This is a genomic window from Nonomuraea sp. NPDC003707, assembly GCF_053587055.1.
Genome location: NZ_JBSFNK010000001.1, coordinates 304,445 through 326,594, shown reverse-complemented (window position 1 = coordinate 326,594; position 22,150 = coordinate 304,445). Strand labels below are relative to the sequence as shown.

General features: G+C 71.5%; 20 protein-coding genes. 13 read left to right on the top strand and 7 right to left on the bottom strand.

Features of this window, described 5'->3' with window-relative positions:
• Nucleotides 1–207: 207 nt before the first annotated feature.
• Nucleotides 208–852, bottom strand: coding sequence for a dienelactone hydrolase family protein (locus tag ACWDRB_RS01425; RefSeq protein WP_449891414.1), 645 nt, complete (start codon nt 850–852; stop codon nt 208–210).
• 119 nt (nt 853–971) lie between these two features.
• Here ACWDRB_RS01425 and ACWDRB_RS01420 point away from each other — a divergent pair, with 119 nt between their 5' ends.
• From ACWDRB_RS01420 to ACWDRB_RS01410, 3 genes are all read left to right on the top strand, one after another.
• Nucleotides 972–1,397: a hypothetical protein gene (locus ACWDRB_RS01420; RefSeq protein ID WP_449891413.1), complete on the top strand. Its 426-nt coding sequence runs from the start codon at nt 972–974 to the stop codon at nt 1,395–1,397.
• A gap of 322 nt (nt 1,398–1,719) precedes the next feature.
• A complete protein-coding gene (locus tag ACWDRB_RS01415; protein WP_449891412.1) occupies nt 1,720–3,087 on the top strand; it encodes an alpha/beta fold hydrolase in 1,368 nt (455 codons plus the stop codon).
• On the top strand, nt 3,084–3,803 hold the full coding sequence (locus ACWDRB_RS01410; RefSeq protein ID WP_449891411.1) for a hypothetical protein: 720 nt from the start codon (nt 3,084–3,086) through the stop codon (nt 3,801–3,803). Before ACWDRB_RS01415 ends, ACWDRB_RS01410 begins: the two co-directional genes overlap by 4 nt.
• A gap of 28 nt (nt 3,804–3,831) precedes the next feature.
• Here the strand turns inward: ACWDRB_RS01410 and ACWDRB_RS01405 are convergent, their stop codons facing one another.
• Nucleotides 3,832–4,359 (bottom strand): RBBP9/YdeN family alpha/beta hydrolase, encoded by a 528-nt coding sequence (locus ACWDRB_RS01405; protein ID WP_449891410.1) that lies wholly within the window; start codon nt 4,357–4,359, stop codon nt 3,832–3,834.
• A gap of 103 nt (nt 4,360–4,462) precedes the next feature.
• Between ACWDRB_RS01405 and ACWDRB_RS01400 the strand changes: the two genes are divergently transcribed.
• Both ACWDRB_RS01400 and ACWDRB_RS01395 read left to right on the top strand, forming a co-directional pair.
• Complete coding sequence (locus ACWDRB_RS01400; protein WP_449891409.1) at nt 4,463–4,927, top strand: Lrp/AsnC family transcriptional regulator; 465 nt, start codon at nt 4,463–4,465, stop codon at nt 4,925–4,927.
• Nucleotides 4,824–5,816: a serine hydrolase domain-containing protein gene (locus ACWDRB_RS01395; RefSeq protein WP_449891408.1), complete on the top strand. Its 993-nt coding sequence runs from the start codon at nt 4,824–4,826 to the stop codon at nt 5,814–5,816. Before ACWDRB_RS01400 ends, ACWDRB_RS01395 begins: the two co-directional genes overlap by 104 nt.
• 88 nt (nt 5,817–5,904) lie before the next feature.
• Here ACWDRB_RS01395 and ACWDRB_RS01390 read toward each other — a convergent pair whose 3' ends face one another.
• From ACWDRB_RS01390 to ACWDRB_RS01380, 3 genes are read right to left on the bottom strand one after another with little or no spacing between them, the layout of a single operon-like run.
• A complete protein-coding gene (locus ACWDRB_RS01390; RefSeq protein ID WP_449891407.1) occupies nt 5,905–7,581 on the bottom strand; it encodes a substrate-binding domain-containing protein in 1,677 nt (558 codons plus the stop codon).
• 23 nt (nt 7,582–7,604) lie between these two features.
• The gene (locus tag ACWDRB_RS01385; protein ID WP_449891406.1) at nt 7,605–7,937 is read right to left on the bottom strand and encodes a hypothetical protein; all 333 of its coding nucleotides are present in this window, start codon (nt 7,935–7,937) and stop codon (nt 7,605–7,607) included.
• Between the two features lie 23 nt (nt 7,938–7,960).
• Nucleotides 7,961–9,097: an ROK family transcriptional regulator gene (locus tag ACWDRB_RS01380; RefSeq protein WP_350722365.1), complete on the bottom strand. Its 1,137-nt coding sequence runs from the start codon at nt 9,095–9,097 to the stop codon at nt 7,961–7,963.
• A gap of 106 nt (nt 9,098–9,203) precedes the next feature.
• On the opposite strand from ACWDRB_RS01380, the gene ACWDRB_RS01375 reads away from it, so the two are divergent.
• Genes ACWDRB_RS01375 through ACWDRB_RS01360 form a run of 4 tightly spaced genes read left to right on the top strand, consistent with a single transcriptional unit; the run spans nt 9,204 to nt 12,505 of the window.
• The gene (locus ACWDRB_RS01375; RefSeq protein WP_449891405.1) at nt 9,204–10,112 is read left to right on the top strand and encodes a glutamate ABC transporter substrate-binding protein; all 909 of its coding nucleotides are present in this window, start codon (nt 9,204–9,206) and stop codon (nt 10,110–10,112) included.
• Complete coding sequence (locus tag ACWDRB_RS01370; protein WP_355194806.1) at nt 10,112–10,756, top strand: amino acid ABC transporter permease; 645 nt, start codon at nt 10,112–10,114, stop codon at nt 10,754–10,756. The genes ACWDRB_RS01375 and ACWDRB_RS01370 overlap by 1 nt, the downstream gene beginning before the upstream one ends.
• Nucleotides 10,753–11,568 carry an amino acid ABC transporter permease gene (locus ACWDRB_RS01365; protein WP_449891404.1) on the top strand — a complete coding sequence of 272 codons (816 nt, stop codon included), beginning with the start codon at nt 10,753–10,755 and terminating at the stop codon, nt 11,566–11,568. Before ACWDRB_RS01370 ends, ACWDRB_RS01365 begins: the two co-directional genes overlap by 4 nt.
• Nucleotides 11,561–12,505, top strand: coding sequence for an asparaginase (locus ACWDRB_RS01360; protein ID WP_449891403.1), 945 nt, complete (start codon nt 11,561–11,563; stop codon nt 12,503–12,505). The genes ACWDRB_RS01365 and ACWDRB_RS01360 overlap by 8 nt, the downstream gene beginning before the upstream one ends.
• 47 nt (nt 12,506–12,552) lie before the next feature.
• Here ACWDRB_RS01360 and ACWDRB_RS01355 read toward each other — a convergent pair whose 3' ends face one another.
• A complete protein-coding gene (locus ACWDRB_RS01355) occupies nt 12,553–13,989 on the bottom strand; it encodes an LCP family protein (RefSeq protein WP_449891402.1) in 1,437 nt (478 codons plus the stop codon).
• Between the two features lie 89 nt (nt 13,990–14,078).
• On the opposite strand from ACWDRB_RS01355, the gene ACWDRB_RS01350 reads away from it, so the two are divergent.
• Both ACWDRB_RS01350 and ACWDRB_RS01345 read left to right on the top strand, forming a co-directional pair.
• Nucleotides 14,079–14,966: a crotonase/enoyl-CoA hydratase family protein gene (locus tag ACWDRB_RS01350; RefSeq protein WP_449891401.1), complete on the top strand. Its 888-nt coding sequence runs from the start codon at nt 14,079–14,081 to the stop codon at nt 14,964–14,966.
• 1 nt (nt 14,967) lies between these two features.
• Nucleotides 14,968–15,891: an alpha/beta hydrolase gene (locus ACWDRB_RS01345; RefSeq protein ID WP_449891400.1), complete on the top strand. Its 924-nt coding sequence runs from the start codon at nt 14,968–14,970 to the stop codon at nt 15,889–15,891.
• Here the strand turns inward: ACWDRB_RS01345 and ACWDRB_RS01340 are convergent.
• A complete protein-coding gene (locus ACWDRB_RS01340) occupies nt 15,864–17,357 on the bottom strand; it encodes an alpha/beta hydrolase family protein (RefSeq protein WP_350722352.1) in 1,494 nt (497 codons plus the stop codon). The two genes, ACWDRB_RS01345 and ACWDRB_RS01340, sit on opposite strands and share 28 nt — an antisense overlap.
• Before the next feature lie 107 nt (nt 17,358–17,464).
• On the opposite strand from ACWDRB_RS01340, the gene ACWDRB_RS01335 reads away from it, so the two are divergent.
• The gene (locus ACWDRB_RS01335; RefSeq protein WP_449891399.1) at nt 17,465–18,574 is read left to right on the top strand and encodes an exonuclease SbcCD subunit D; all 1,110 of its coding nucleotides are present in this window, start codon (nt 17,465–17,467) and stop codon (nt 18,572–18,574) included.
• A complete protein-coding gene (locus tag ACWDRB_RS01330; RefSeq protein ID WP_449891398.1) occupies nt 18,575–22,099 on the top strand; it encodes an AAA family ATPase in 3,525 nt (1,174 codons plus the stop codon).
• Nucleotides 22,100–22,150 lie beyond the last annotated feature (51 nt).

The following is a 22,150-nucleotide window of genomic DNA, read 5'->3' as shown; positions in this document are numbered from 1 at the left end:
CGGCGCGTGCACCGGACCCCAGCGTCACCGCGGCGACCGTGTTGGCCGCGAACCCGGACAGCGGCTCATACCCCGTCACGTGTTGGGACAGCAGGCACTCGATCACCTCTGCGTCGATGCGCTCGGCATCGCTCACCACTGTCGGAGTCCGCAGGTCACAAGATTCGCGCGGACCGAACACCACCCGTCCGGAAGTGCGTCTGCTCGTCACGCGACGGACCGCAAGAAGGCCAGCGTGCGGGAAAGCAGCAGCGCGGCGGCGTCCGGGTCGTAGGAGGGCAGCGTGCGGTCGGCGAAGTAGTGCTGGTCGCCGGGATAGAGGAACAGCCGACCCTGCCCGGCCGACTCGACCACCTCCCGAGCGAAACCGATGTCGCCCTCGCCGACGAAGACGGGATCGGCATCCATGCCATGCACCTGGACCGGCACGCCGTCCGGCCAGGCGTCGCCGAACTCCGAGAGCGGTGCGCAGGCGTAGTACAGCAGCGCGCCACGCGCGCCCGATCGTGTCTGCGCCAGCTTCTGCGCAGAGAGCACACCGACCGAGAAGCCGGCATAGACCAGGTCGGAGGGCAGGTTCTCGACCGCTTGGGTACCACGCTCGATCACCGCACCGAAGCCGAACTGCTGGACGTAACCCATCCCCTCCTCGATGCTGCCGAACGTGTGGCCCTCGAAGAGGTCGGGCGTGTGGACGATGTGCCCGGCCTGGCGGAGTTCATCGGCGAACGCGGTGATGCCCGGAGTGAGCCCCAAAATGTGATGGAACAGAACAACGGTTGCCATATCAATGCAGCATATTCGGATGTCCTCGCCCGCTGTGGCATACTCCTCATTCGCTTTGATCAACATCTTGCGGGTGGGATATGCGACAGGGTTTATGGCGGCTGATCAGCGGTGTGTTCGCGTTGCTTCCGACGATGTATTCCCCGTGCGGCTGGGCCAGGGCAAACCCCGGCTCCTGCGAGATCATGAGCTCGGACGCCGGTTTAGGGTTCGCCACTCTCGCCTCGGTGGCGTTCAGTGGGAATGCGCTGGTCTGGCTGACGGTTATCGAGTCCACGCTGATGGTATTCGCATTTCCCGCGCTGCTCGTGGCGCTGACGGGCAGGTGGCCTGGACGCCGGTTCACCCAGACCGTGATCGCGCTGCTGATCATCGGTGGGATCGTGAACGTACTGGCGAACGCTCTGGGCAGGGTGCTGAGCAGCGAGAGTTTCTTTCTTTTCGTTTTCGAGAAGATGCCCTCGGGTGGCCTGGAGCTGCCGTCCATCTGGCTCGGCTTCGCGCTCATGGCCGCCGCCTACGCCCTGCGCCGAGCCGCCTGCCAAGAAGAGGAGATGAGCATCACGGCGATCGAGCCCATGTCGACGGTCAGCGACACCACTTCACCATGATGAGGCAAGGGTTGCCCGGCCACACCTCGCCGATGCCGGCCCGGGGAGACCGCCATCAAGTGGATTTCGGCCGCCTCCGCGAAATGCCGCCGGTACAGCAGGACGCCGATGGCCTCTGCGCCGGCGTGAGCAGGGAGGCCGGGAAGGTGGGTCGCCGACTCCACGTATTCCGCGTTGGCTTCCGGGATCCCGAACCACGTCGGCAACCGGTCAAGGAGCCTTGCGGTGACGAGCCGCAGCGCTCATAGTCAACTTTGGTGAACAGCCATCGATGACTTTCGCGGGCAGACCCCGGCCACCGGCGGCTCCTAACGTTCTGCGCATGCTCAACACACTCATGGCGCTTGCCGTCCTCACGACGCCGGTCAGCGTCGCGACGCCGCAGCCGTCCCTGCCGTGGAGCTCCTGCCCGGTCGCGAACGCGCCCGAGCTCCAGTGCGCGGACCTGTCCGTCGCCCTGTCGCCCAAGAGCGACCGCACGATCACCCTGAAGGTGGCCCGCCTGCCCGCCACCGGCGCGAAGAAGGGGTCCGTGCTGATCAACTTCGGCGGCCCCCAGGGGTACCAGATCGCCTTGCTGGGCTCGCGTACCCAGATCTTCGACAAGATCCGTACGTCGATGGACGTCGTGACCTGGGACCCGCGCGGCTATCCCGGGCTGAGCGGCGCGGTGCTCCAGTGCGACTGGGGCTTCGTGCGCACCCCGGCGTTCCCCGCCGACCAGGCCGGGTTCGACCAGCTCGTCGCGGCGAACAAGGCCAGGGGCGACAAGTGCCGTACCACCGACCCCGAGCTCTTCGACCACATGGACGCGGCCTCCGACGCCCGCGACGCCGACGCCATCCGCAAGGCGCTCGGCGAGGACGAGATGAACTTCCTCGGGCTGTCGTACGGCAGCATGATCGCGCAGTCCTACGCCCGGCTGTTCCCGCAGCGCGTACGCACGATCTACCTCGACGGCGCCGGCAACCACAGCCTGCGTGACTGGGACCGGGAACTCGACTCGATCGCCCGCGACAACGAGCGCTTCATGGACCGGTTCTTCGCCTGGGCGCCCGCCGGGACGGAGAAGCGCTGGCGGGCGCTGATCGCCAAGGCGGACCGCGAGCCGATCCCCGCCCCGAAAGCCGACGCCCGCTACGACGGCACGCAGTTGCGCTCGCTCGCGTTCCTCAAGCTCCGGCCCGGCCCCACCCGATGGGGCGACGTCGTGGCGGCCATCACGGCGGCCGAGGCCGGCGACGCGTCGGGCTTCGCGCTGTCGAGCCGCCAGCCGTATCCGGGCCTGCCCGGCGGCGGGGTCAAGGAGTGCCTGGACTTCCCGCGTCCGGCCTCCCAGCGGGACGTCGCGCGCACGGTGAAGCGGCTGCGCGCCATCGCGCCCAATACCGGCGCCGCTTTCCCCTTGGCCTGGCACCTGCCGCTCACCTGCGCCGGCTGGCCGACCCGGGTGACCAACCCGCCCACGCCGATGCCCCGTACATTGCCGCCGCTCCTGGGCGCGGGCACCTGGCAGGACTACGGGTCCACCCGCCGAGTGGTCGAGCAGATCCCCGGCAGCCGCACGATCGAACACGACGGCCCCGGCCACAACCTCTTCGGCGCGATGGCCAACCCCTGCGTCATCGACCTCGTCAGCAAGTACGTCACCGAACGTCGGCTGCCACCCCGGGGGACCACGTGCCCGTGAAGCGACGCAAAGGGAGACGCTGGTGGATCGCGGGCGCCGCCGTCGCAGCCCTCCTCACCGCCGCCGTGGTGGTGACGGCGATCGCCTTCCCGTCCGTCGCGGCCACCACCTGCCCCGGCTGTTACGGCCTGGAACGGCTCCAGCCCGGCGTGTACGCCGAACCCGGCCTGCCGCCGGACCGGCGCCGGCACGTGAGCGAGGTCGTCGAGCAGGCGAACCAGCGGGTGCGTGACTACTTCGGCGGACGGAAGAGCGCTCCGGACCTCCTCGTGTGCCTGTCCGACGACTGCTACCGCAGGATCGGCGGCGGCCGCGAACGCGGCATCGCCGTGCTCAACCGGTCGGTGATGCTGTCCCCGCGCGGCGTCGATCCCGTGATCGCCTCGCACGAGATGACCCACGTGGAGCTGCACGCCCGTCTCAACGGCGCCGACGTTCCGCAGTGGTTCGACGAGGGTCTCGCCGTCGTGGTCAGCGACGACCCCCGCTACCTCGCGCCGACCGGCGACCGGTGCCTGGCCGGCTCCCGTCAGCCCCTCCCGGTCACGCTGGACGAGTGGCTGCGGGCGGCATCGGCGGATCCCCAGATGTACGCCAAGGCCGCCTGCCAGGTGAGTCGCTGGGCGGGGACGAACGGCGGGAAGGAGGCCGTACGAACTCTCGTCGAACGGCTGTCAGCCGGACAGGCCTTCCCCGACCTCCAGATACCGGCCTGACGAGCGCCTGGCCCTTCACCGTCGAAGATCAGGGAAGGCGAGCGAGCAGTTCGCGCCCGGAATCCCATCGGCCCAGCCCGCTCGCGGAGTTGATGTGGCCCGCCGAGCCGACGCTGACATGGTGGAGTCGCCAGTCGGCGGCCAGCCGCGACGCGACCTCTGGGGAGCAGTAGGGGTCGTCGTCGCTGGAGACGACCAGGCCGGGCACGTGAAGAGGGGTCGCGTCCACCGCGGTGAAGGTGGGGGCCTCGGCAGGGAAGTTCGGGCCGGTGTTGTCCGGCGGGGCCGCGAGGAACACTCCGCGGATGTCCGGCTGACGCCAGGCGACCCAGCGAGCGGCGGCGAGGCAACCCAGGCTGTGCGCGACGAGCACCACGTCGGCCGATGGGTGCTCGTCAACGGCCCGATCAATCGCGTGACACCAGTCGTCCAGATCCGGTTCCTCCCAGGAGGACGGGGAGATCCGTGCAGCGGCGGGTCCCCACTCCGCCTGCCAGACGGTCTGCCAGTGGTCCGCGTCGGAGCCGTTGATCCCAGGGACGATCACGTAGCGCATGGCCTGTCATTCCTTCGTCGTTCGCGGCGTTCGTCCGCGTCCAGGGCGTCAGTATGTGCGAACGGTCGAGTAGAGTCGCCTACCGCTGATGGATGGAAGGTCGATGACGGGCGAGACGACGGTTTCATTGGATTCGGTCGACCATGCGATCCTGGACATCCTGCAGTCCGAGGGGCGGCTCGGTGTCACCGAGATCGGCCGGCGGGTCAACCTCTCGCAGCCGGCCGTGTCGGCGCGCATCAAGCGCCTGGAACAGTCAGGTGTCATCACCGGCTACCGCGCCGTGGTCGACCCCGCCCGCCTCGGCCTGAGCATCCACGCGGTGATCCGGCTGCGCACCACCCATGCCCGCATCTCCGCGTGCCTCGACCACTTCGCGCGGTTGCCCGAGGTCACGGACGTCCATCGGCTCACCGGTGAGGATTGCTTCCTGATCGACGTGCACGCCTCCAGCGCCGGGCGCCTTGAGACGATCGTCGACGGCATCGCCCGCTTCGGGCCCGTCACGACGTCGCTGGTGCTGCGGACCTACGAAACGAAGGCGATCACACCGCCCCGCCCGGCCTGAGCGGCCGGCGCGGCGCGAAGAGCCCGCCGGGCTGCGGGAGGCGCTCGACGCGACCGTGGCCGCCGGCGCCCCCGGCGTGCTGGCCCGCATCGACGACGACCGCGGCACCTGGATCGGCACCGGCGGCACCGCCGACCTGGACACCCGCGAGCCGATGCCGAGAGAGGCGCGGTTCCGGGTCGCCAGCGTGACCAAGAGCATGGTCGCCGCGGTCGTCCTGCAACTGGTCCAGGAGGGCAGGCTGAGCCTGGACGAGCCGATCGGCAAGCGGCTGCCCGGTCAGATCGACGGCGGCGACCGGATCACCGTGCGGGAGTTGCTGAACCACACCGGCGGCCTGGCCACCTACGACCACGCCGCCGAGTTCGCCGACCCCGAGCAGTACGGCAAGCGGACCTACACCCCGCGGCAGCTCATCGACGAGGCCGAGCGGCTGCCCCGGCCCGAGCGGGGCCGCTTCTCCTACTCCAACACCGGCTACATCCTGCTCGGTCTGCTCGTGGAGCAGGTGACGGGCCACAAGCTGAGCGCCGAGCTGGACCGGAGGATCTTCCGCCCGGCCGGCATGACGCGCTCCTACCTGCCCACGACCTGGGACGGCATCCGCGGCCCGCACGCCACCGGCTACCACCTGCCCACGGGCGCCGACCCCGGCCTGCCGGGCTCGCTGCGGCCCATCACGCGGCTGAACCCGTCCTTCGCCATCCCCGGCTACCAGACCTTCAGCTTCGCCGACGCCACGGGCGAACGCCGGATGACGCTGTCGGTCAACGTGCAGCGCAACGACCGGGCGGTCGCGCGGATGCTGCTGGCCGCCGTGGACGCGCTCAACCGCTACTTCTGCGGTGAGCCGTACAAGCTGCCGGGCGGGGCGGCGCAGCCGCGCTGAGTCAGCCGCCGTGAGCTTGGTCGAGGGCAACGTGCACTACGCCGGGGCCCGAGCCGCGGGACCTCGTCGGCACCGCGGGTCCAAGAGGTCAGCGCAGTACGCAGGGCTCCAGCATGCCCTGCTTCGTCGCGCACGGTCGGAAGCCCGACTCGGTCAGTCGTAGCTGGGCTCGTTCGTGTGTGCGGGCGAACTGGAGGAAATCGGCCGCGAGAGAGCCCGGCTTCGGCCGGGTCTTGGTGTAGAGGTACTCCACTGTCCAGAACGGGTAGCCCGACGTCGCCGCGGTCGAGACGTCGAACGCCTTGCCGTCCAGCGTCAGCGCCACGATGCCGCCCGACTTGCGCTCCTCGACGATCGACAGCGCGTCCGCGTAGCCGATCGCCCCGGGTACGGCCGCCACCTGCCCGATGACCTCGGCGTTGTCGTCGCGTTCGCAGCGGATGACCGGGGCAGCGGGGTTGCGGTCCTTCTCGCGGCATTCGTCGGAGGAGAGCATGTTCTCGCCGGTGCCCAGCACCTGGTGCTCGAAGAGCTGGCGGGTGCCGGAGTTCTGGTTCCGGCTGATGATGCGGATCGGCAGGGACGCCCCGCCCCGGACCTGCTTCCAGTCGACCCACGTGCCGTCGTTGATCTTGCGGAGGTCGTCGATGCCTATGGTGCTCAGCCCGACCTCCTTGTTGACCACGACGAAGTAGACGACGATGGCCAGCTTCTCGCCGTACAGCTGGTCGTGATAGTTGCTCTTGCCGTCCGACAGCGCGATCACGTCGGGCGAGCCCGACTCGAGCACGGTACGCACGCCGCCCAGCGAGCCGTTCGGCGTGGTCTCGATCCGGGCGTCGCCGCAGGCCTTGACGTACTCGTCGGCGATCGTCCGCATCGTCGACATGAACACGCTGGAGCCCTCGATCCGCAGTTGGCCCGACCCGCACGCGATGGACCGGTCCTCCGGCTGGGCGAGCCGGCTGAGCACGAGCAGGGCGCTCAGCACGATCACCAGCGCGCCGCTGACGCGCGGGAGCGTGACCCTGCGGACCTTGCCCTCGTCCCTGATCACGCCGGCGTCCTTGAGCTTGCCGGTGTGCTTGACGAGCTTGGTGATCTCGCGCTGGTCCGGCTCGCCTTGGTCCTGCTCGCCCTGGTCCTGCTCGGTCGGGACCGGCTCGCGCAGGACCACGACGAGCTTGGCCTTCTCGCCCCGCTTGAGTTCGAGCTTGGTCAGCTGTACGCCGTGCCAGGTCGGCTCGGCGGCCTCCGTGCCGTTGGTCGCGGATCCGCCGATCCAGCGGGCCAGCCGGTCGGTGAGCCGCCGGCGTACCGTGACCAGGTTGTCGCGGGCGGGCTTGTCCTCTTCGGGGAAGAACCGCAGCCCTTCGCGCAGCAGCTTGCGCAGGTCGGCGGTGCTGGCGTCCGACACGCGGGCGTTCCACACCACCCGGCCGCCGAACGTGAACGACAGCGGCCGGTCGAAGTCGTCCGGGTCGATGTCGTAGCTGCCGCTGTTGCGCAGGCGGATGACGACGATGCTCATCCGCTCCAGCAGCCGCGCCACCTGGTGCAGCTGGGGCGGGCCCTCGCCGTCGCTCAGCGTCTCGGGCCCGACGCCGATCTTGGAGTTGTAGAGGACGCGGAAGCTGATCCGCTTGCGGCGTACGACGAGCCGGTCGACATAGGGCGCCACCAGCAGCAGCGCGATCCCGAACAGGACCGGCCCCACGCCTCCGAGGAAGTCGACCAGCTGCTCCAGCAGCCGCAGCAGCGCCACTGACGCCCCCTTCGCAAACTGGTTCAATTCTCGCTTTGCCGAGACACGCGAGCCGGGCGGTGCGAACCGTTCACCAGGAATTCGATCGCTGGACACGGAGGTGGCCGGGCAAAGAGGGCTGTCAGGCCGCCGGCGGCATCGGATCCCGCCCGTAACACCCGGCGGTTCTCGATCGCGGCCCGGGCCTCGCCCCGCTCGGCCTTCAGCCGGGCCTGCCGCACCTCCTCGTCGAACGCGAGCAGATCGACCTCTTCGGCGGCGGTCTGCAGGAGATGGCCGGATCCCCTGGTGAGGATGCGCGCGCCGGGCGGCAGCGCCCTGCGCAGCCGGGCGACGTACGTCTGGAGGTCGGCCACCGCGGACGGGGGAGGGTTCTCCTTCAGGCCAGGGCGGCCTCCAGCAGGAGGGTGCCGGCGCCCAGCAGGGCCGCGTCCCGGCCGCCCCGGGCCGGGGCTATCTCCAGGTCGCGCGTCGCCAGCGGCAGGCAGCGTTCCCACACCGCCGCCCTGATCGAGGTGATCAGCGGCTCCGCCGCCGACAGGCTGCCGCCCACCGCCACCACGTCCGGGTTGAAGAAGTTCACCAGCACCGTCAGGACCTCGCCGATGCGGCGGCCCGCGGTGCGGGCCAGGCTCGTGGCCTCCGGGATGGCGTCGTTGACCAGGGTGACGATGTCCGCCGTGCGGGTCACCTCGATGCCGGACTCGCGCAGGGCCGCCATGAGGGCGGCGCCGCTCGCGTACGCCTCCAGGCAGTCCGGATGCCCGCAGGCGCACACGACGGAGGAGTCCGAGCGCACCCGCACGTGGCTGATGTCGCCGGCCGCGCCCCTGCCCCGGTGCAGGTGGCCGTTGACGATGACGCCGCAGCCGATGCCGGTGCCGGCCTTGACGATCATGAGGTTCTGGCTGCCGGGCCACCAGCGCGCCTCGCCCGCGGCCATCAGGTTGGCGTCGTTCTCGACGAGGATCGGCAGGTCGTAGCGGGCGGCCAGGTGGTCGGCCACCGGGAACTCGTTCCAGCCGGGCATGCGCGAGGGCGTCACCACGCGCAGGCTCGACGGGTCCACCGGGCCCGGGATGCCGGTGCCCACCCCCCGCAGGGGGACCGACGGGGGCACGTGGGCGGCCAGCAGCTCGTCGAACGCGTCCGCGATGTGGTCCAGGGTGACCTGCGGGCCGTCGGCGATCTCGCAGCCGCGTTCCTCGATCACGAGCGGCGTGCCGCTGAGGTCCAGCAGGCCGAGGCGTACGTGGTGGGCGCCCAGGTCGGCGACGGCCAGCACGCCGGCGCCGGGGGAGAGCCGCAGCCGGCGCGGACGGCGGCCGCCGCGCGAGGTGCCCGAGCCCTCCTCGGCCAGCAGGCCCGCGTCGATGAGCTCCTCCACACGCAGCGACACGCTGGACGCCGCCAGGCCCGATAAGCGCGCGAGGTCGGCGCGTGACTCGGCCTTGCCGGTGGCGACGAGTCTCAGCAGGTCGCCCTGTGCCCCCTGCACGGGCAGCCGCTGCTTCATGTGAGATACCTACCATGTCCAGACTTAGGCCGACAACGTATTGACTTGCTACGAAATCTCCCACTACGGTCCGGCCTATCTTCGAAATCGAAGGAAGTGACCATTCATGAAGAGGTTTGTCGCCCTCATCGCCGTCTCGCTGTTAGGGCTGGCGGCCTGTGGTGAGTCGAGTAGTCCCGCCGTGCCCGGAGCGCCGTCCGAGAAGGGCAGCGACGTCCTGGCCAAGGCGCCCGTCGCGGCGGCGGCCGACATCCTGCCCGGCTCCACCATGGAGAAGATCAAACAGCGCGGCGAGCTCCTCGTGGGCGGCTCGCTGGACGCGCCCCTGCTCTCCCAGCAGAACCCCGCCACCGGCGAGGTCGAGGGGTTCGACGCGGACATGGGCAAGGCGCTGGCCAAGTACATCCTGGGCGAGCCCAAGGTGAAGATCGTCAACTCGGCGTCGGAGACCCGGGAGGCGCTGCTGGCCAACGGGACCGTGGACGTCGTCTTCCAGACGTACACGATCACCGAGGAGCGGGCGAAGCAGGTGGCGTTCGCGGGCCCGTACTACACCTCGGGGCTGACGATCGCGGTGAAGAAGGGCGCGACGGGCATCGCCAAGCCGGAGGACCTGAACGGCAAGAAGGTCCTGGCGGGCGCGAACACCCCGGCCATCCCCGCGATCAAGAAGCTGGCGCCGCAGGCGGAGATCATCACCTTCGGCAGCGACCCGGAGTGCGTCCAGGCGCTCAAGCAGGACCGGGGCGTGGCCTACGTGCAGGATGAGACGATCCTCATCGCGGACGCCAAGAAGGACCCGTCGATCGAGATCGTGACCAAGCCTTTCACCGTGGACCCGTACGGGATCGGGCTCAAGCACGGTGACGACCAGTTCAAGAAGTTCGTCAACGACTGGTTGAAGAAGACCCAGGACACCGGGGTCTGGCAGGACATCTGGAAGAAGTCCATCGGCACCGTGGTGACCGGCGACGCTCCCCAGCCGCCGCAGATCGGCTCCGTGCCGGGGTCCTGATGTCCGTTCTCCTCGATCACCTGCCCGAGCTGTGGCAGGGGCTGATCGTGACGTTCCAGCTCACCGCCGCGTCCTTCGCGGGCGCGGCGGTGCTGGGGGCACTGGTGTGCGCGCTGCGCGTCAGCCCGGTGCGGGTGCTGCGCGCCATCGGCACCGCGTACGTGGAGTCCTTCCAGAACCTGCCGCTCCTCGTCCTGCTCGTCCTGGCCTTCTTCGGCCTGCCGGAGATCGGCGTCAAGGCCGAGCCGCTGGTCACCGCCATCGTGGTCATCGCCGTGTACGAGGCCGCGTACGTCGGCGAGGCCCTGCGCTCCGGCGTGAACTCGGTGGGCAGGGGGCAGGGCGAGGCGGCGCGGGCGATCGGGCTGACGTTCGGCCAGTCGCTCAGGCACGTGGTCCTGCCGCAGGCGCTGCGCACGGTCGTCCAGCCGCTCGGCAACATCTTCATCGCCACCACGATGAACACCGCCCTGGCCGCAGCCGTCGGCGTCGTGGACCTGACGGCCGCCGCCAACCGGGTGAACCTCGTCGAGGCGCAGCCCATCCCGATCTTCGTCGGCGCGGGCCTGGCGTACGCGCTGATCGCCGCGGCGGTGGGCTTCGCCACCGGCCGGCTCGAACGCAAGCTGGTGATCCTGCGGTGAGCGTCCTCTTCGACGAGCCCGGCCCCAAGGCGCGCAGGCGCATCCGCGTCGCGACCGTGCTCGGCGTCCTGGCCGCCGTCGCGCTCGCCGTCCTGGCCGTGCGGCAGTTCGCGGCGAACGGGCAGCTCGACGCCGCCCGCTGGCAGCCGTACGCGACCTGGCCGATGTGGCGCTACCTCCTGACGGGACTGTGGTCCACGTTCCTGGCGGCTGTCGTGTCGGCGGCGCTGTCCATGGCGTTCGGCCTGGTCCTGGCCCTGGGGCGGCTCTCGCACCGCCGGTGGATCCGAGTCCCGGCCGCCGCCTACGTCGAGGTCGTCAGGGTCGTGCCGGCGCTGCTGCTGGTGTACGTGGTGCTGTTCGCGCTGCCACGCTACGGCCTGGACCTGCCGCTGTTCTGGAAGCTGGTCGTGCCCCTGACGGCCTCGAACGCGGCCGCCTTCGCCGAGATCTTCCGCGCCGGCATCAACTCCGTCGAACGCGGCCAGACCGAGGCGGGCCTGGCCGTCGGCCTCACGCCGCTCCAGACCATGCGCCTCGTCGTGCTGCCCCAGGCGGCCCGCCGCGTGCTGCCGTCGATCGTCAGCCAGTCCGTCGGCCTGCTCAAGGACACCTCGCTGGGCTTCGTCGTCAGCTACGGCGAGCTGCTCTACAGCGGCAAGGTGCTGGCGGCCTATAACGGCCTGCTCATCCAGACGTATCTGGTCGTCGCATTGGTCTATCTTGCGGTCAACGTGTCCCTGTCCAAGCTGGCCCGCACGCTGGAAGCGCGCCAGCCCGTCACTTTCAGGAGGAGAGCCGCTCGTGCCTGACTACGCCGTGCTCGCCGAGGTGATCCGTTCCGGATTCGTGGAGAGCGTCCATTACGGCAGCGCCGTCGGCCTGGATCCGTCCGGGCGTGCCGAGGTGGCCCTCGGGAAGGTGGACGCGCCGGTGCTGCCGCGCTCGTCCGCCAAGCCGTTCCAGGCACTGGCCTGCCTCACCGCCGGCGCGGCGCTGGCGGGGCCGCGGCTGGCCATCGCGGCGGGCAGCCACACGGGCGAGGACTTCCACGTGGAGCTGGTCCGCGAGATCCTCGACGACTACGGCCTGGACTTCGGCGCGCTGGCGTGCCCGCCGTCGTGGCCGGAGGACGCCCCCACCATGTACGGGCTCATCAGGCAGGGCGCCGACCAGTCCCGCGAGCGCATGAACTGCTCCGGCAAGCACGCCGCCATGCTCGCCGCCGCCGTGGCCAACGACTGGGACGTGCCCGGCTACCTGTCGGCCGGCCATCCCCTGCAACTCCAGGTCCGTTCGGTCACCGAGGAGCTGGCGGGGGAGAAGACCGCGCACGTGGCGGTGGACGGTTGCGGCGCGCCGCTGTTCGGCCTGTCGCTGACCGGGCTGGCGCGGGCCGTGCAGGGCCTGGTGCTGGCCGCGCCGGGCAGCGCGCCCCACCAGGTCGCCGACGCCATGCGTGCGCACCCCGAGTACGTGGGCGGGACCGGGCACCAGAACACCGAGCTGATGCGGGCGCTGCCCGGCGCCGTGGCCAAGGGCGGCGCGGAGGGCGTGCTGGTGGTGGCCCTGGAGTCGGGCCACTCGGTGGCGGTCAAGGTCATCGACGGCAGCCCGCGCGCCACCACGGCCGTCGCCCTGGCGGCCCTGCGGCGCATGGGCTGCGACGTCTCGACGGCGGCGGCGTTCGAGCAGGTGGACGTGCTGGGCGGCGGGGCCTCTGTGGGCCGGATCGTCGCCCGCGGGTAAGTCGAGGGAGGTCAGAGCATCGCGGGAGGTCAGAGCATCGCGGGAGGTCAGAGCGAGCCGTCGCAGCCGTCCGTGATGCCCTTCGCCGGGCTCTGGCCGGCCTTCTTGGCGGCCGCCGTCTTCTTGGGAGAAGGGCCGGCGGAGGCGGTGGCGGCGACGGGCGGCTTGGTCTCGCCCGAGTCCCGCATCGCCTTCGCCGCGATGGTGCGGATCCTCTCCCAGTCGGGATAGCCGGTGTTGATCAGCGGCGGCACGAACTGCACGCTCGTCACCTTGGCGTTCTTGACCTTCAGCGCCAGTGGCACCAGGTTCTTGAGCATCCCCCGCGGGATGTCGGTCCTGATCAGCTCCTTGGTGGCCAGCGCGATCCGGTTGAAGCGGGCCAGCACGGTCGCCGGGTCCGCCTGGGTGAGCAGCGCGCCGAGCACGCAGCGCTGGCGGCGCATGCGGGTGTAGTCGTCGCTGAACGTGCGCGAGCGGGCGTACCACATGGCGTCGGCGCCCTTGAGCTTGCGCGTGCCGGCCTTGACCAGGCCCTCGTTGTACTTGCCGAACACCACGTCCTGCTCGACGGTGATCGTGATGCCGCCGATGGCGTCGATGAGCCGGGCGAAGCCCCACATGTTGACCAGGGCGTACCAGTCGACCTTGACCCCGAGGGTGTAGCCGATCGTGTCCATCAGCACCCTGGGGCCCTGGTGCTGCTTGCCGCCGAAGATCTCCGGGTGCGCGTCGGCGTACTCCCAGACGCTGTTGAGCAGGTCGCTGCGCCCGCCGCCGGGGTCGGGCGGGAGGCGGAAGCCGTTGGGGAAGTGCTGGGCCATCGGCGTGCCAGGGCGGAAACGCACGTTCTCCAGGTTGCGCGGCAGGCTGAACAGCACGGTGTTGCCGGTCTTCACGTCGACGCTGGCCAGGTTCATGCTGTCGGTGCGTACGCCGATCCGGTTGTCGTCGGCGTCGCCGCCCAGGAGCAGGATGTTGACCCGCTGCCGCCCCGCCCACGGGTCCTCCGGCCGCTCCGCGGCGGCGGCGTCGGACGGCGGGGCGTCGGACGGGGTCTCCTGGAAGATGTCGTTGACCGTGCTCTGCAAGGTCCACACGTACTGCGTGACCACGCCGAAGGGGAGCACCACGGCGACGGCGAGGAGCCCCGCCAGCGTCCCGGTGACGATCTGCCCGCCTTGTGGCAGCCGACCCGGCCGCAGCACGATGAACGAGTGCACGATCACGGCGAACCAGGTCACGCCCAGCACGGCGGCGCTCACGATGATCGTCGTCATCCGCTCGATGAGCGTGCCCACCAGGTTGTCGGTCGTCAGCGCGAACGCGACCAGCGCCAGGAGGCCGACGACGTAGCAGGAGATCAGGGCGAGGCCGGTTTTGCGCCAACCGGCGCGCAGATGGGCCGCCCCGGGCGCCAGCGCCGCCAGCGCCAGCCACCCGAGAACCGCTCCGGCGCTCGAGGGTTCCTTTGCCTGCCGCACGCCTTCCCCGTTTCCCCGAATTACAACAATAGGCCTCTTACAGAGGCGGCAGCCTACGCACCTAATACGAAATATGTCTTTATCGGAGGATGAACATCAGTAGCCGAACAGACTTCACCGAAATCGCGTACGAAGTCGCCGACCGGATCGCCACCGTCACATTGAACCGCCCGGAGCGGCTGAACGCCTTCACCTTTGCGATGCGCGGAGAGTTGATCGAGGCGTTCGACCGCGCGGACGCCGACGACGGGGTGCGGGCGGTGGTGGTCACCGGGGCGGGCCGCGCGTTCTGCGCCGGGGCGGACCTGAGCGGCGGCGGGGACACCTTCGCGCACGGCGCGGACGGCGCCCGCGGCGAGCTGGTGGACGGGGTGCCGCGCGACGGCGGCGGCACGGTCGCGCTCAGGATCGCCCGCTCGCTCAAGCCGGTCATCGCCGCGATCAACGGCCCCGCCGTGGGCGTCGGGCTGACGATGACGCTGCCCATGGACGTCCGGCTGGCCTCGGCGCAGGCGCGGTTCGGGTTCGTGTTCGCGCGGCGCGGCATCGTCACCGAGGCCGCGTCGAGCTGGTTCCTGCCCAGGATCGCCGGCATCGCCCAGGCCATGGAATGGGCCGCGACCGGCCGGGTCTTCCCCGCCTCCGAGGCGCTCGAAGGGCGGCTGGTCTCGCGGGTGTATCCGCCCGAGGAGCTGCTGCCGGCGGCGTACGCGCTGGCCCGCGAGATCGCCGACAACACCTCGGCCGTCTCCGTGGCCGCCATCCGCAGGCTGATGTGGTCGGGCCTGTCGGCGTCCTCGCCGTGGGAGGCGCACGCGGCCGACTCGCGCGTCATGGCCGAGCTGGGCGGCGCGCCCGACACTGTCGAGGGGGTGACGGCGTTCCTGGAGAAGCGCCCGGCGGACTTCCCGATGCGGGTGAGCGAGGATCTGCCGCCCGGTGTCCCGTCATGGCCGGACAATCCTTATGGTGTCTAGCATGTACGAGATCACCGTGCTGCAGCTGCCGGACGACTTCGAGGGGGAGGTCGTCGCGACGCTGGTCTCCAGGAAGGCGGGATCCCGCAGGGCGGTGCTCTACCTGCACGGGTTCACCGACTACTTCTTCCAGGACCACCTCGCCGACCACTACATCCAGCGCGGCATCGACTTCTACGCTCTCGACCTGCGCAAATACGGGCGTTCGCTGCTGCCGCACCAGACCAGGGGCCTGATCAGGAGCGTCACCGACTACTTCCCCGAGATCGACGAGGCCGTCCGCATCGTCAGGCAGGACCACGACGAGCTGACGATCAACGCCCACTCGACCGGCGGCCTGGTCGCCTCCCTGTGGGCCGACCGGGTCCGCGGGCGGGGGCTGGTGCAGGGGATGGCGCTCAACAGCCCGTTCTTCGACCTGAACGTGCCCGCCCCGCTGCGCATGGCCGCCGACCTGTTCAAGACGCCCCTCTCGTACACGCGGTGGGCGCTCCCGCTGGGGGTCAGCACCGTCTACGGGCAGACGCTGCACCGCAGCGAGGGCGGCGAGTGGGACTACGACCTGGAGCTCAAGCCGCTGGGCGGCTTCTCCGTGCACGCCATGTGGCTGGCCGCCATCCGCCGGGCGCAGCGGCGGCTGCAGGCGGGGCTGGCGGTGGACGTGCCGGTCCTCGTGCTGGCCTCCACCAACGGGCTGCGGGTACGCGACCTCGTCCCGGAGGCCCGCTCGGCGGACATCGTGCTCGATCCCCAGCACATCGCCCGCTGGGCCACCTCGCTCGGCCCGCACGTCACGTGCGTGCGCATCCCGGACGGCCTGCACGACCTGGTGCTGTCGGCAGAGCCGGCGCGCAAGCAGGTCTTCGCCGAACTGGACCGCTGGATGGACGCGTACGTCTACCAGGGGAAGGAGAACAGCCCGTAGTAGGCCGCCGCCACCAGCAGCAGCCCCGTGCCGCCCAGCACGCCGGCGACCGCCACGTGCTGCCAGCGGCCGGGCCGCATGCCCTCGCGCAGCGCCGACACGAACGCCGCCACCGCCGTCACCTCCTGGATCAGCATGAGCGCCGCGAGCAGCCGCACGATCAGCCAGCCGGCCAGCACGGCCGGCCAGGCGCCCGCCTGGTTGACCGAGAACAGCACCAGCAAGGTGATGAACGCGATCACCGAGGCCAGCAGGCCCAGGCCCGTCCAGACCATCCGGCTGAGCCGGCGTCTGATCGGGGGCCACAGCCTGGCGTTCGTCTCGGCGGGGACCTGGGGACGGCCGCGCAGGCGTACGACCATGGCCGCGACGGGGCCCGCCACGTAGCCGACGGCGGCCAGGCAGATCGTCAGCCCGAGCATCGTGCCGCCCGCGTACCAGGGGGCGGCCGGCACGTCGCTGGCCTCGAACCGCTGCACCGGCGTGGCGCCCGCCATGTGCAGGGCGGGCCGCGCGGTGCCGGGCAGGCCGGTGATCCAGTTGGCCAACGTTTCCAGGTAGCCCTTGGTGAAGGGGCCGCCGTTCACCCGCATGGCGTGGTCGCCCTTGGCCATGAAGCGGATCGTGTAGTCGTCGTTGCCTGCTCTGTTCATGCCCTTGACGAGCGCCTGGGTGGACTCGACGAACGGGATCGAGGGGTCGGTGGTGCCGTAGAAGGCCAGGACCGGCTGTTTGATCCCGCTTAATGCCGGCAGCGCGTCATATCTGAGGAAGTTGAAGCCGACCCCGCCCATGGCCCGGGTCAGCAGGTCGCGGGCGCCGATCGGGGCCCGCAGCCGGAGCAGCTGCTCGTTCAGCGCCCAGGCGACCTGGCGCAGCGGGGAGACGTTCGGGGACGACACCAGGATCACGAACCCCACCGCCGTGCTCTTCGCCGCGGCGATCGGCACCACCCAGCCGCCCTCGCTGACCCCCCACAGGCCGATGCGGGCCGGGTCGACCTCGGGGCGCGTGCGCAGGAGCTCCACCATGCGCAGGGCGTCGTCGGCGAGCAGCGAGAAGTCCCGCTGGCGGAAGTTGTAGCCGACCGTGCGCTTGTCGAACGCGATCGTCACCACGCCCGCCTTGGCCAGGAACTCCGCCTGCGGCGTGAACTCCGTCCGCGACCCGTTGCCCGACCCCGACACGAACACCATCGCCGGGTGCCGCCCGGGCGTCACCGGCAGCCGGAGCGTCCCGTCCAGGCGTTGACCCTCCGCCGAGACGGAGATCTCCTCCCTGCGGACGGGATCGACCGCCACCACCGGCCGCAGCTCACTCGTGGGCTGCGCCGGGATCGTCTGGAAGGCTGGATCCACCTTGAGCGGCGGCGGATCGAACGCGGGCGGCAGCACGTATCCGACCGTCGCGAGAGCCACCAGCACCAGACCGGCGGCGACGCTCAAGGTGCCACGGCCAGTGCGCATCGGCCTCCCCATGTGCGTTGGTTTGCCCGCCGATCTTCTAGCCTACTCCCGGCCTGCGGGACAGATGAGGCCGCATTTGTCGGTGAGAGCTGTTAGCTTCCTGCGACATGCGGATCCTGCACACCTCAGACTGGCATCTGGGGCGCTCGTTCCATCGCGAGAGCCTGCTCTCGGCGCAGGAGGCGTTCGTCGACCACCTGGTGGAGACGGTCCGGGCGGAGCGGGTCGACGTGGTGGCGGTCGCGGGCGACGTCTACGACCGCGCGCTGCCGCCGGTCGACGCGGTCGCGCTCCTGGACTCGGCGCTCGGGCGGCTGCGCGCGGCGGGGGCGCGGGTGGTGCTGATCAGCGGCAACCACGACTCGGCGCTGCGGCTGCGCTTCGGCTCGGGCCTCTTCGAGGCCGCCGGGGTGCACGTACGCACCTCGCCCGACCTTTCCTGGGAGCCGGTGCTGATCGACGACGTGGCCTTCTACGGCATCCCCTACCTGGAGCCCGAGCTGGTCCGCCACGCCTGGGAGCTGCCCGACCGGAGCCACACGGCCGCCCTCACGTACGCGATGGACCGCGTCAGGGCCGACGCCGCCCGACGCCGCGCCTCGGTGGTGCTGTCGCACTGCTTCGTCGTCGGGGGCCAGGCCAGCGACAGCGAGCGCGACATCAGCGTGGGCGGGGTGGCCCACGTGCCGCTGTCGGCCTTCGACGGGGTGTCCTATGTCGCGCTGGGCCACCTCCACGGGCGGCAGCGCATGTCGGAGACGGTGCGTTACTCGGGGTCGCCGCTGGCGTACTCGTTCTCGGAGGTCGGCCATGTCAAGGGCTCGTGGCTGGTCACGCTCGGCTCGGGGGCCGACTTCGTGCCGGCGCCGGTGCCGCGGCCCGTGGGGCGGCTGCGGGGCGATCTGGAGGAGCTGCTGACCTCTGCCCGGCACACCCCGTACGAGGACCACTGGCTGCACGTCACCCTCACCGACGCCGTCCGCCCCAAATCGGCCATGGACCGGCTCCGCGCCCGCTTCCCCCACACCCTCGCCCTCTCCTTCGACCCGGTCGGCGCCGCGCCCGCCGCCCAGCCCGTTCAGGTGAGCGGGCGGCCGGAGGCGGAGGTGGCCCTCGATTTCGTCAGGGAAGTACGCGGCGAGCCTGCCGCACGTGACGAGGAAGACCTGCTAAGACAGGCCATCGAGGCGTCGAGGGTGAAGGAGACGATGGCGTAGATGCGGCCGCACCGGCTCTCGCTGACGGCGTTCGGGTCGTTCCCGGGCACCGAGACGGTCGACTTCGACGCGCTGGCCGAGGCCGGCCTGTTCCTGATCCAGGGGCCCACGGGGGCGGGCAAGACCACCATCCTCGACGCGCTCTGCTTCGGCCTCTACGGTCAGGTGCCCGACCCGCAGCGCAACGACGCCCGCAGTCTCCGCTGCGACCACGCCCCGCCCTCGGCCGGGCCCTCGGTCACGCTGGAGGTCACCATCCGCGGGCGGTTACTCCGCATCCAGCGCTCGCCGTCCTGGCAGCGGCCCAAGCTGCGCGGGACGGGGTTCACCGAGGAGAAGCCCAAGGTCGTCGTCTCGGAGTGGCGCGGGTCGGAGTGGCAGGGCCTGACCACCCGGCTGGACGAGGCGGGCGACCTGATCGGCGGGCTGCTGGGCATGAACGCCGCCCAGTTCTGCCAGGTGGCGATGTTGCCTCAGGGCAATTTCGCCAAGTTCCTGCGGGCCGAGGGGGAGGAGCGCCGCAGGCTGCTGGAGCGGCTGTTCTCGGTCAAGGTCTTCACCCAGGCGGAGTCGTGGCTGGCCGAGCACCGCAAGCTGGCCTTCCGGGAGGCGCAGGAGCTCCGGCAGGAGGTCGACTTCGCCGTCCAGCGGGTCGAGGAGGCGGCGGGCGACGACCTGGACGAGGCCTCCGAGCCCGAGGACGATCCCCTGCGGTGGGCGGGGGCGCTGCTCGACGCCGCGCGGGCCGTCGTGGGCCGGGCGGGCGAGGAGCACGAGACGGCCGGGCAGGCCGCGCGTTCGGTGCGGCTGCGGTTCGAGCAGGCCGCCGCGCTGGCCGACCGGCAGCGCCGGCACGCCGAGGCGCTCACCATGCGCCGCACCCTTGACGAGCGGGCGGACGAACGGGCCGACCTGCAGGCCATCCTCGACGACGCGGCCAGGGCCGATCGGGTGCTGCCTCTGATCACGGCGGTCAGGCAGCGTTCGGAGGCCGCCGCCAAGGCACGCGCCCTCGCCGCCGACGCCCTCGCCCGGGCCCACCCCCTCCTCGCCCGGCAGGCGGCCGACGCCACCGGCCACTCACCGGGCGGCTCGGCTTCGGAGGGCTCAGCTGTCGTCGGGCCCGTGCCGGGCGGGCGGTCGGCAGGTGAGCCGTCGGCGGCCGAGCTGGCCGCGCTGGAGCGGGAGCGGCAGGCCGAGATCGCGCGGCTGTCGGAGCTGCTCACCGAGGAGGCCCGGCTGTCGGTGGTCCGGCGTGACCTGCTGCGCGTGGAGGAGGAGCTGGCCGAGCTGGTCGGCGCCGACGAGGCCGTCAGCGCGCGGCTGGCCGCCCTGCCCGCCCTCATCGAGCGGGCCGAGGGCAGGCTGGCCGAGGCGCGCATGGACGCCGCCAGGATCCCGGCCGCGCAGGCCGTACGCGACGCCGCCGCCCACCTGATCGAGATCGACGACGAGCTGGCCAGGCTGGCGGCCGAGCTCGACGCGCTGGCCCAGCGCGAGGCCGAGGTGTCCGCCGCCGAGGCCGAGCTGCCCGAGCGGATCGCCGACGCCGCCGCGGCCCTCGCCGACGTGCAGACGCAGGCGGCGGCCATCCCCGCGGCGTCCGCGGGCCTCGACGCCGCCAGGGCCGCGCTGGAGGCCACCCACCGCCGCGAAGCCCTCGCCGCTGAGCTGGAGGCGGCCGCCGCCGCCCACCAGGCGCTCGTGGACCACGCCCAGGCGCTCCGCGAACGCTGGCTCGACCTGCGCCAGGCGCGCATCGACGGCATGGCGGCGGAGCTGGCCCGTGACCTGTCCGACGGCCGGCCCTGCGCGGTCTGCGGCTCCGACCACCACCCCGATCCCGCCTCCCCGGTCCCCAGCGCGCCGTCGGCCGACGACGAGCACGAGGCCGAGAGCGCCCACGAAGCCGCCCTGGCCCAGCGCGAGGCCGCCGAACGCGCCCTGGCCTCCCTCGAGTCCCGGCATGCCGACGCGGTCGAGGCCACCGGGGGTCTGGACGTCGATACGGCCGAGGCGCAGGTGCTGGGGGCGGAGCAGGAGCTGGCCCGCCTCGAGGCGGTGGCCGACCGCGAGCCCGCCCTGGCCGCGGCGCTCGAACGCGTCGAGATCGAGCGGGAACGGGTCAGGGACCAGGCCAGGGAGATCGCCGAGACCCTCGCCGGCCACCGCGCCCACCACACCCACCTGGAGTCCGAACGCACCCGCCTCCTCCAGACGACCCTGCCCACCGCAGACCTGGACCCGGAGTCCGCACGTCTGGACGGGCCGGCTGTGCTGGCGCGGGCCGAGCGGGAGTTGCGCAGGCTGCGGGCGTCGGCGGACGGGGAGCCGGTGCTGGCGCGGGAGGCGGCGGCGCTCGGCCGGGAGCGCCTGGAGCTGGAGGAGGAGAGGCGCCGGGTCGAGGCGCGGCTGGCCTCGTACCGCACCCGTCATGAGGAGCTGAGCGGCGACGCCGGACGGCTCGGCGCCCGGCTGGACGCGGCGCGGGGCGACGATCCCACCCTGACCGCGCGCCTGTCGAGGCTGCACGACGAGGCCGGGCTGCTGCGGGAGGCCCTGGAGGCCACGCAGGCGGCGGTGGCGTCCATCGACGAGCTGGGCAGGGCCCGGCGGGCCGCGGAGGAGGCGGCTGCCGAGGCCGGGTTCGCGGATGTGCCGGAGGCGGAGGCGGCGTTCCGGAGTCCCGTGGAGCGGGAGCGGCGGGCGGAGGCGCTGCGGCGGCTGGACGACGAGCACGCCGCCGTCACGAGCGTCCTGGCCGACCCCGAGCTGGTCGCGGCCGCCGCCGCGCCCGCGCCCGACCTGGGCTCGATCGGCAGCGAGCGCGACCGGCTGGAGGAGGCGCACACGAGGCTGTCGAGCGCGCGCGACCGGGCCGTGGCCAGGGCGGAGCGGCTGGCCCAGCTGCACGGCGAGCTGTCCGATCGCATCGAGCGCTGGCGCCCGGCGGCCGAGCGGCACCGGCTGGCCGAGCGCATGGCGGCGCTGGCCAGCGGCACGTCCGGCGACAACCAGTGGAGCATGAGCCTGTCGTCATACGTGCTGGGGGAGCGGCTGCGGCAGGTGGTGGACGCCGCGAACGAACGGCTCGACCACATGTCGGCAGGCCGCTACCTGCTGCGCCACGACCTGCGCAAGACGGCGGGGTCCCGGGGGCGCTCCGGGGGCGGGCTGGGGCTGCGGGTGGCCGACGGGTGGACCGGCGTCGACCGCGACCCGGCCACGCTGTCCGGCGGTGAAAGCTTCATCACGTCACTGGCGCTGGCGCTGGGGCTGGCGGACGTCGTCACGGCCGAGGCCGGGGGCACCGAGCTGGGCACGCTCTTCGTGGACGAGGGCTTCGGCACCCTCGACGAGGACACCCTCGACGGCGTGCTGGACATCCTCGACGGGCTGCGCGACGGCGGGCGGGCCGTGGGCATCGTCAGCCACGTCGCCGAGCTGCGGTCGAGGATCACGGCGCAGCTCAAGGTCACCAAGACCCGCGCCGGATCCACCCTGTCGCTGACAGGGGTGGGCTGAGCGGCGACGGCGGAGCGATCTCGCGTAGATTGCTCGCACGAACCCCATGAA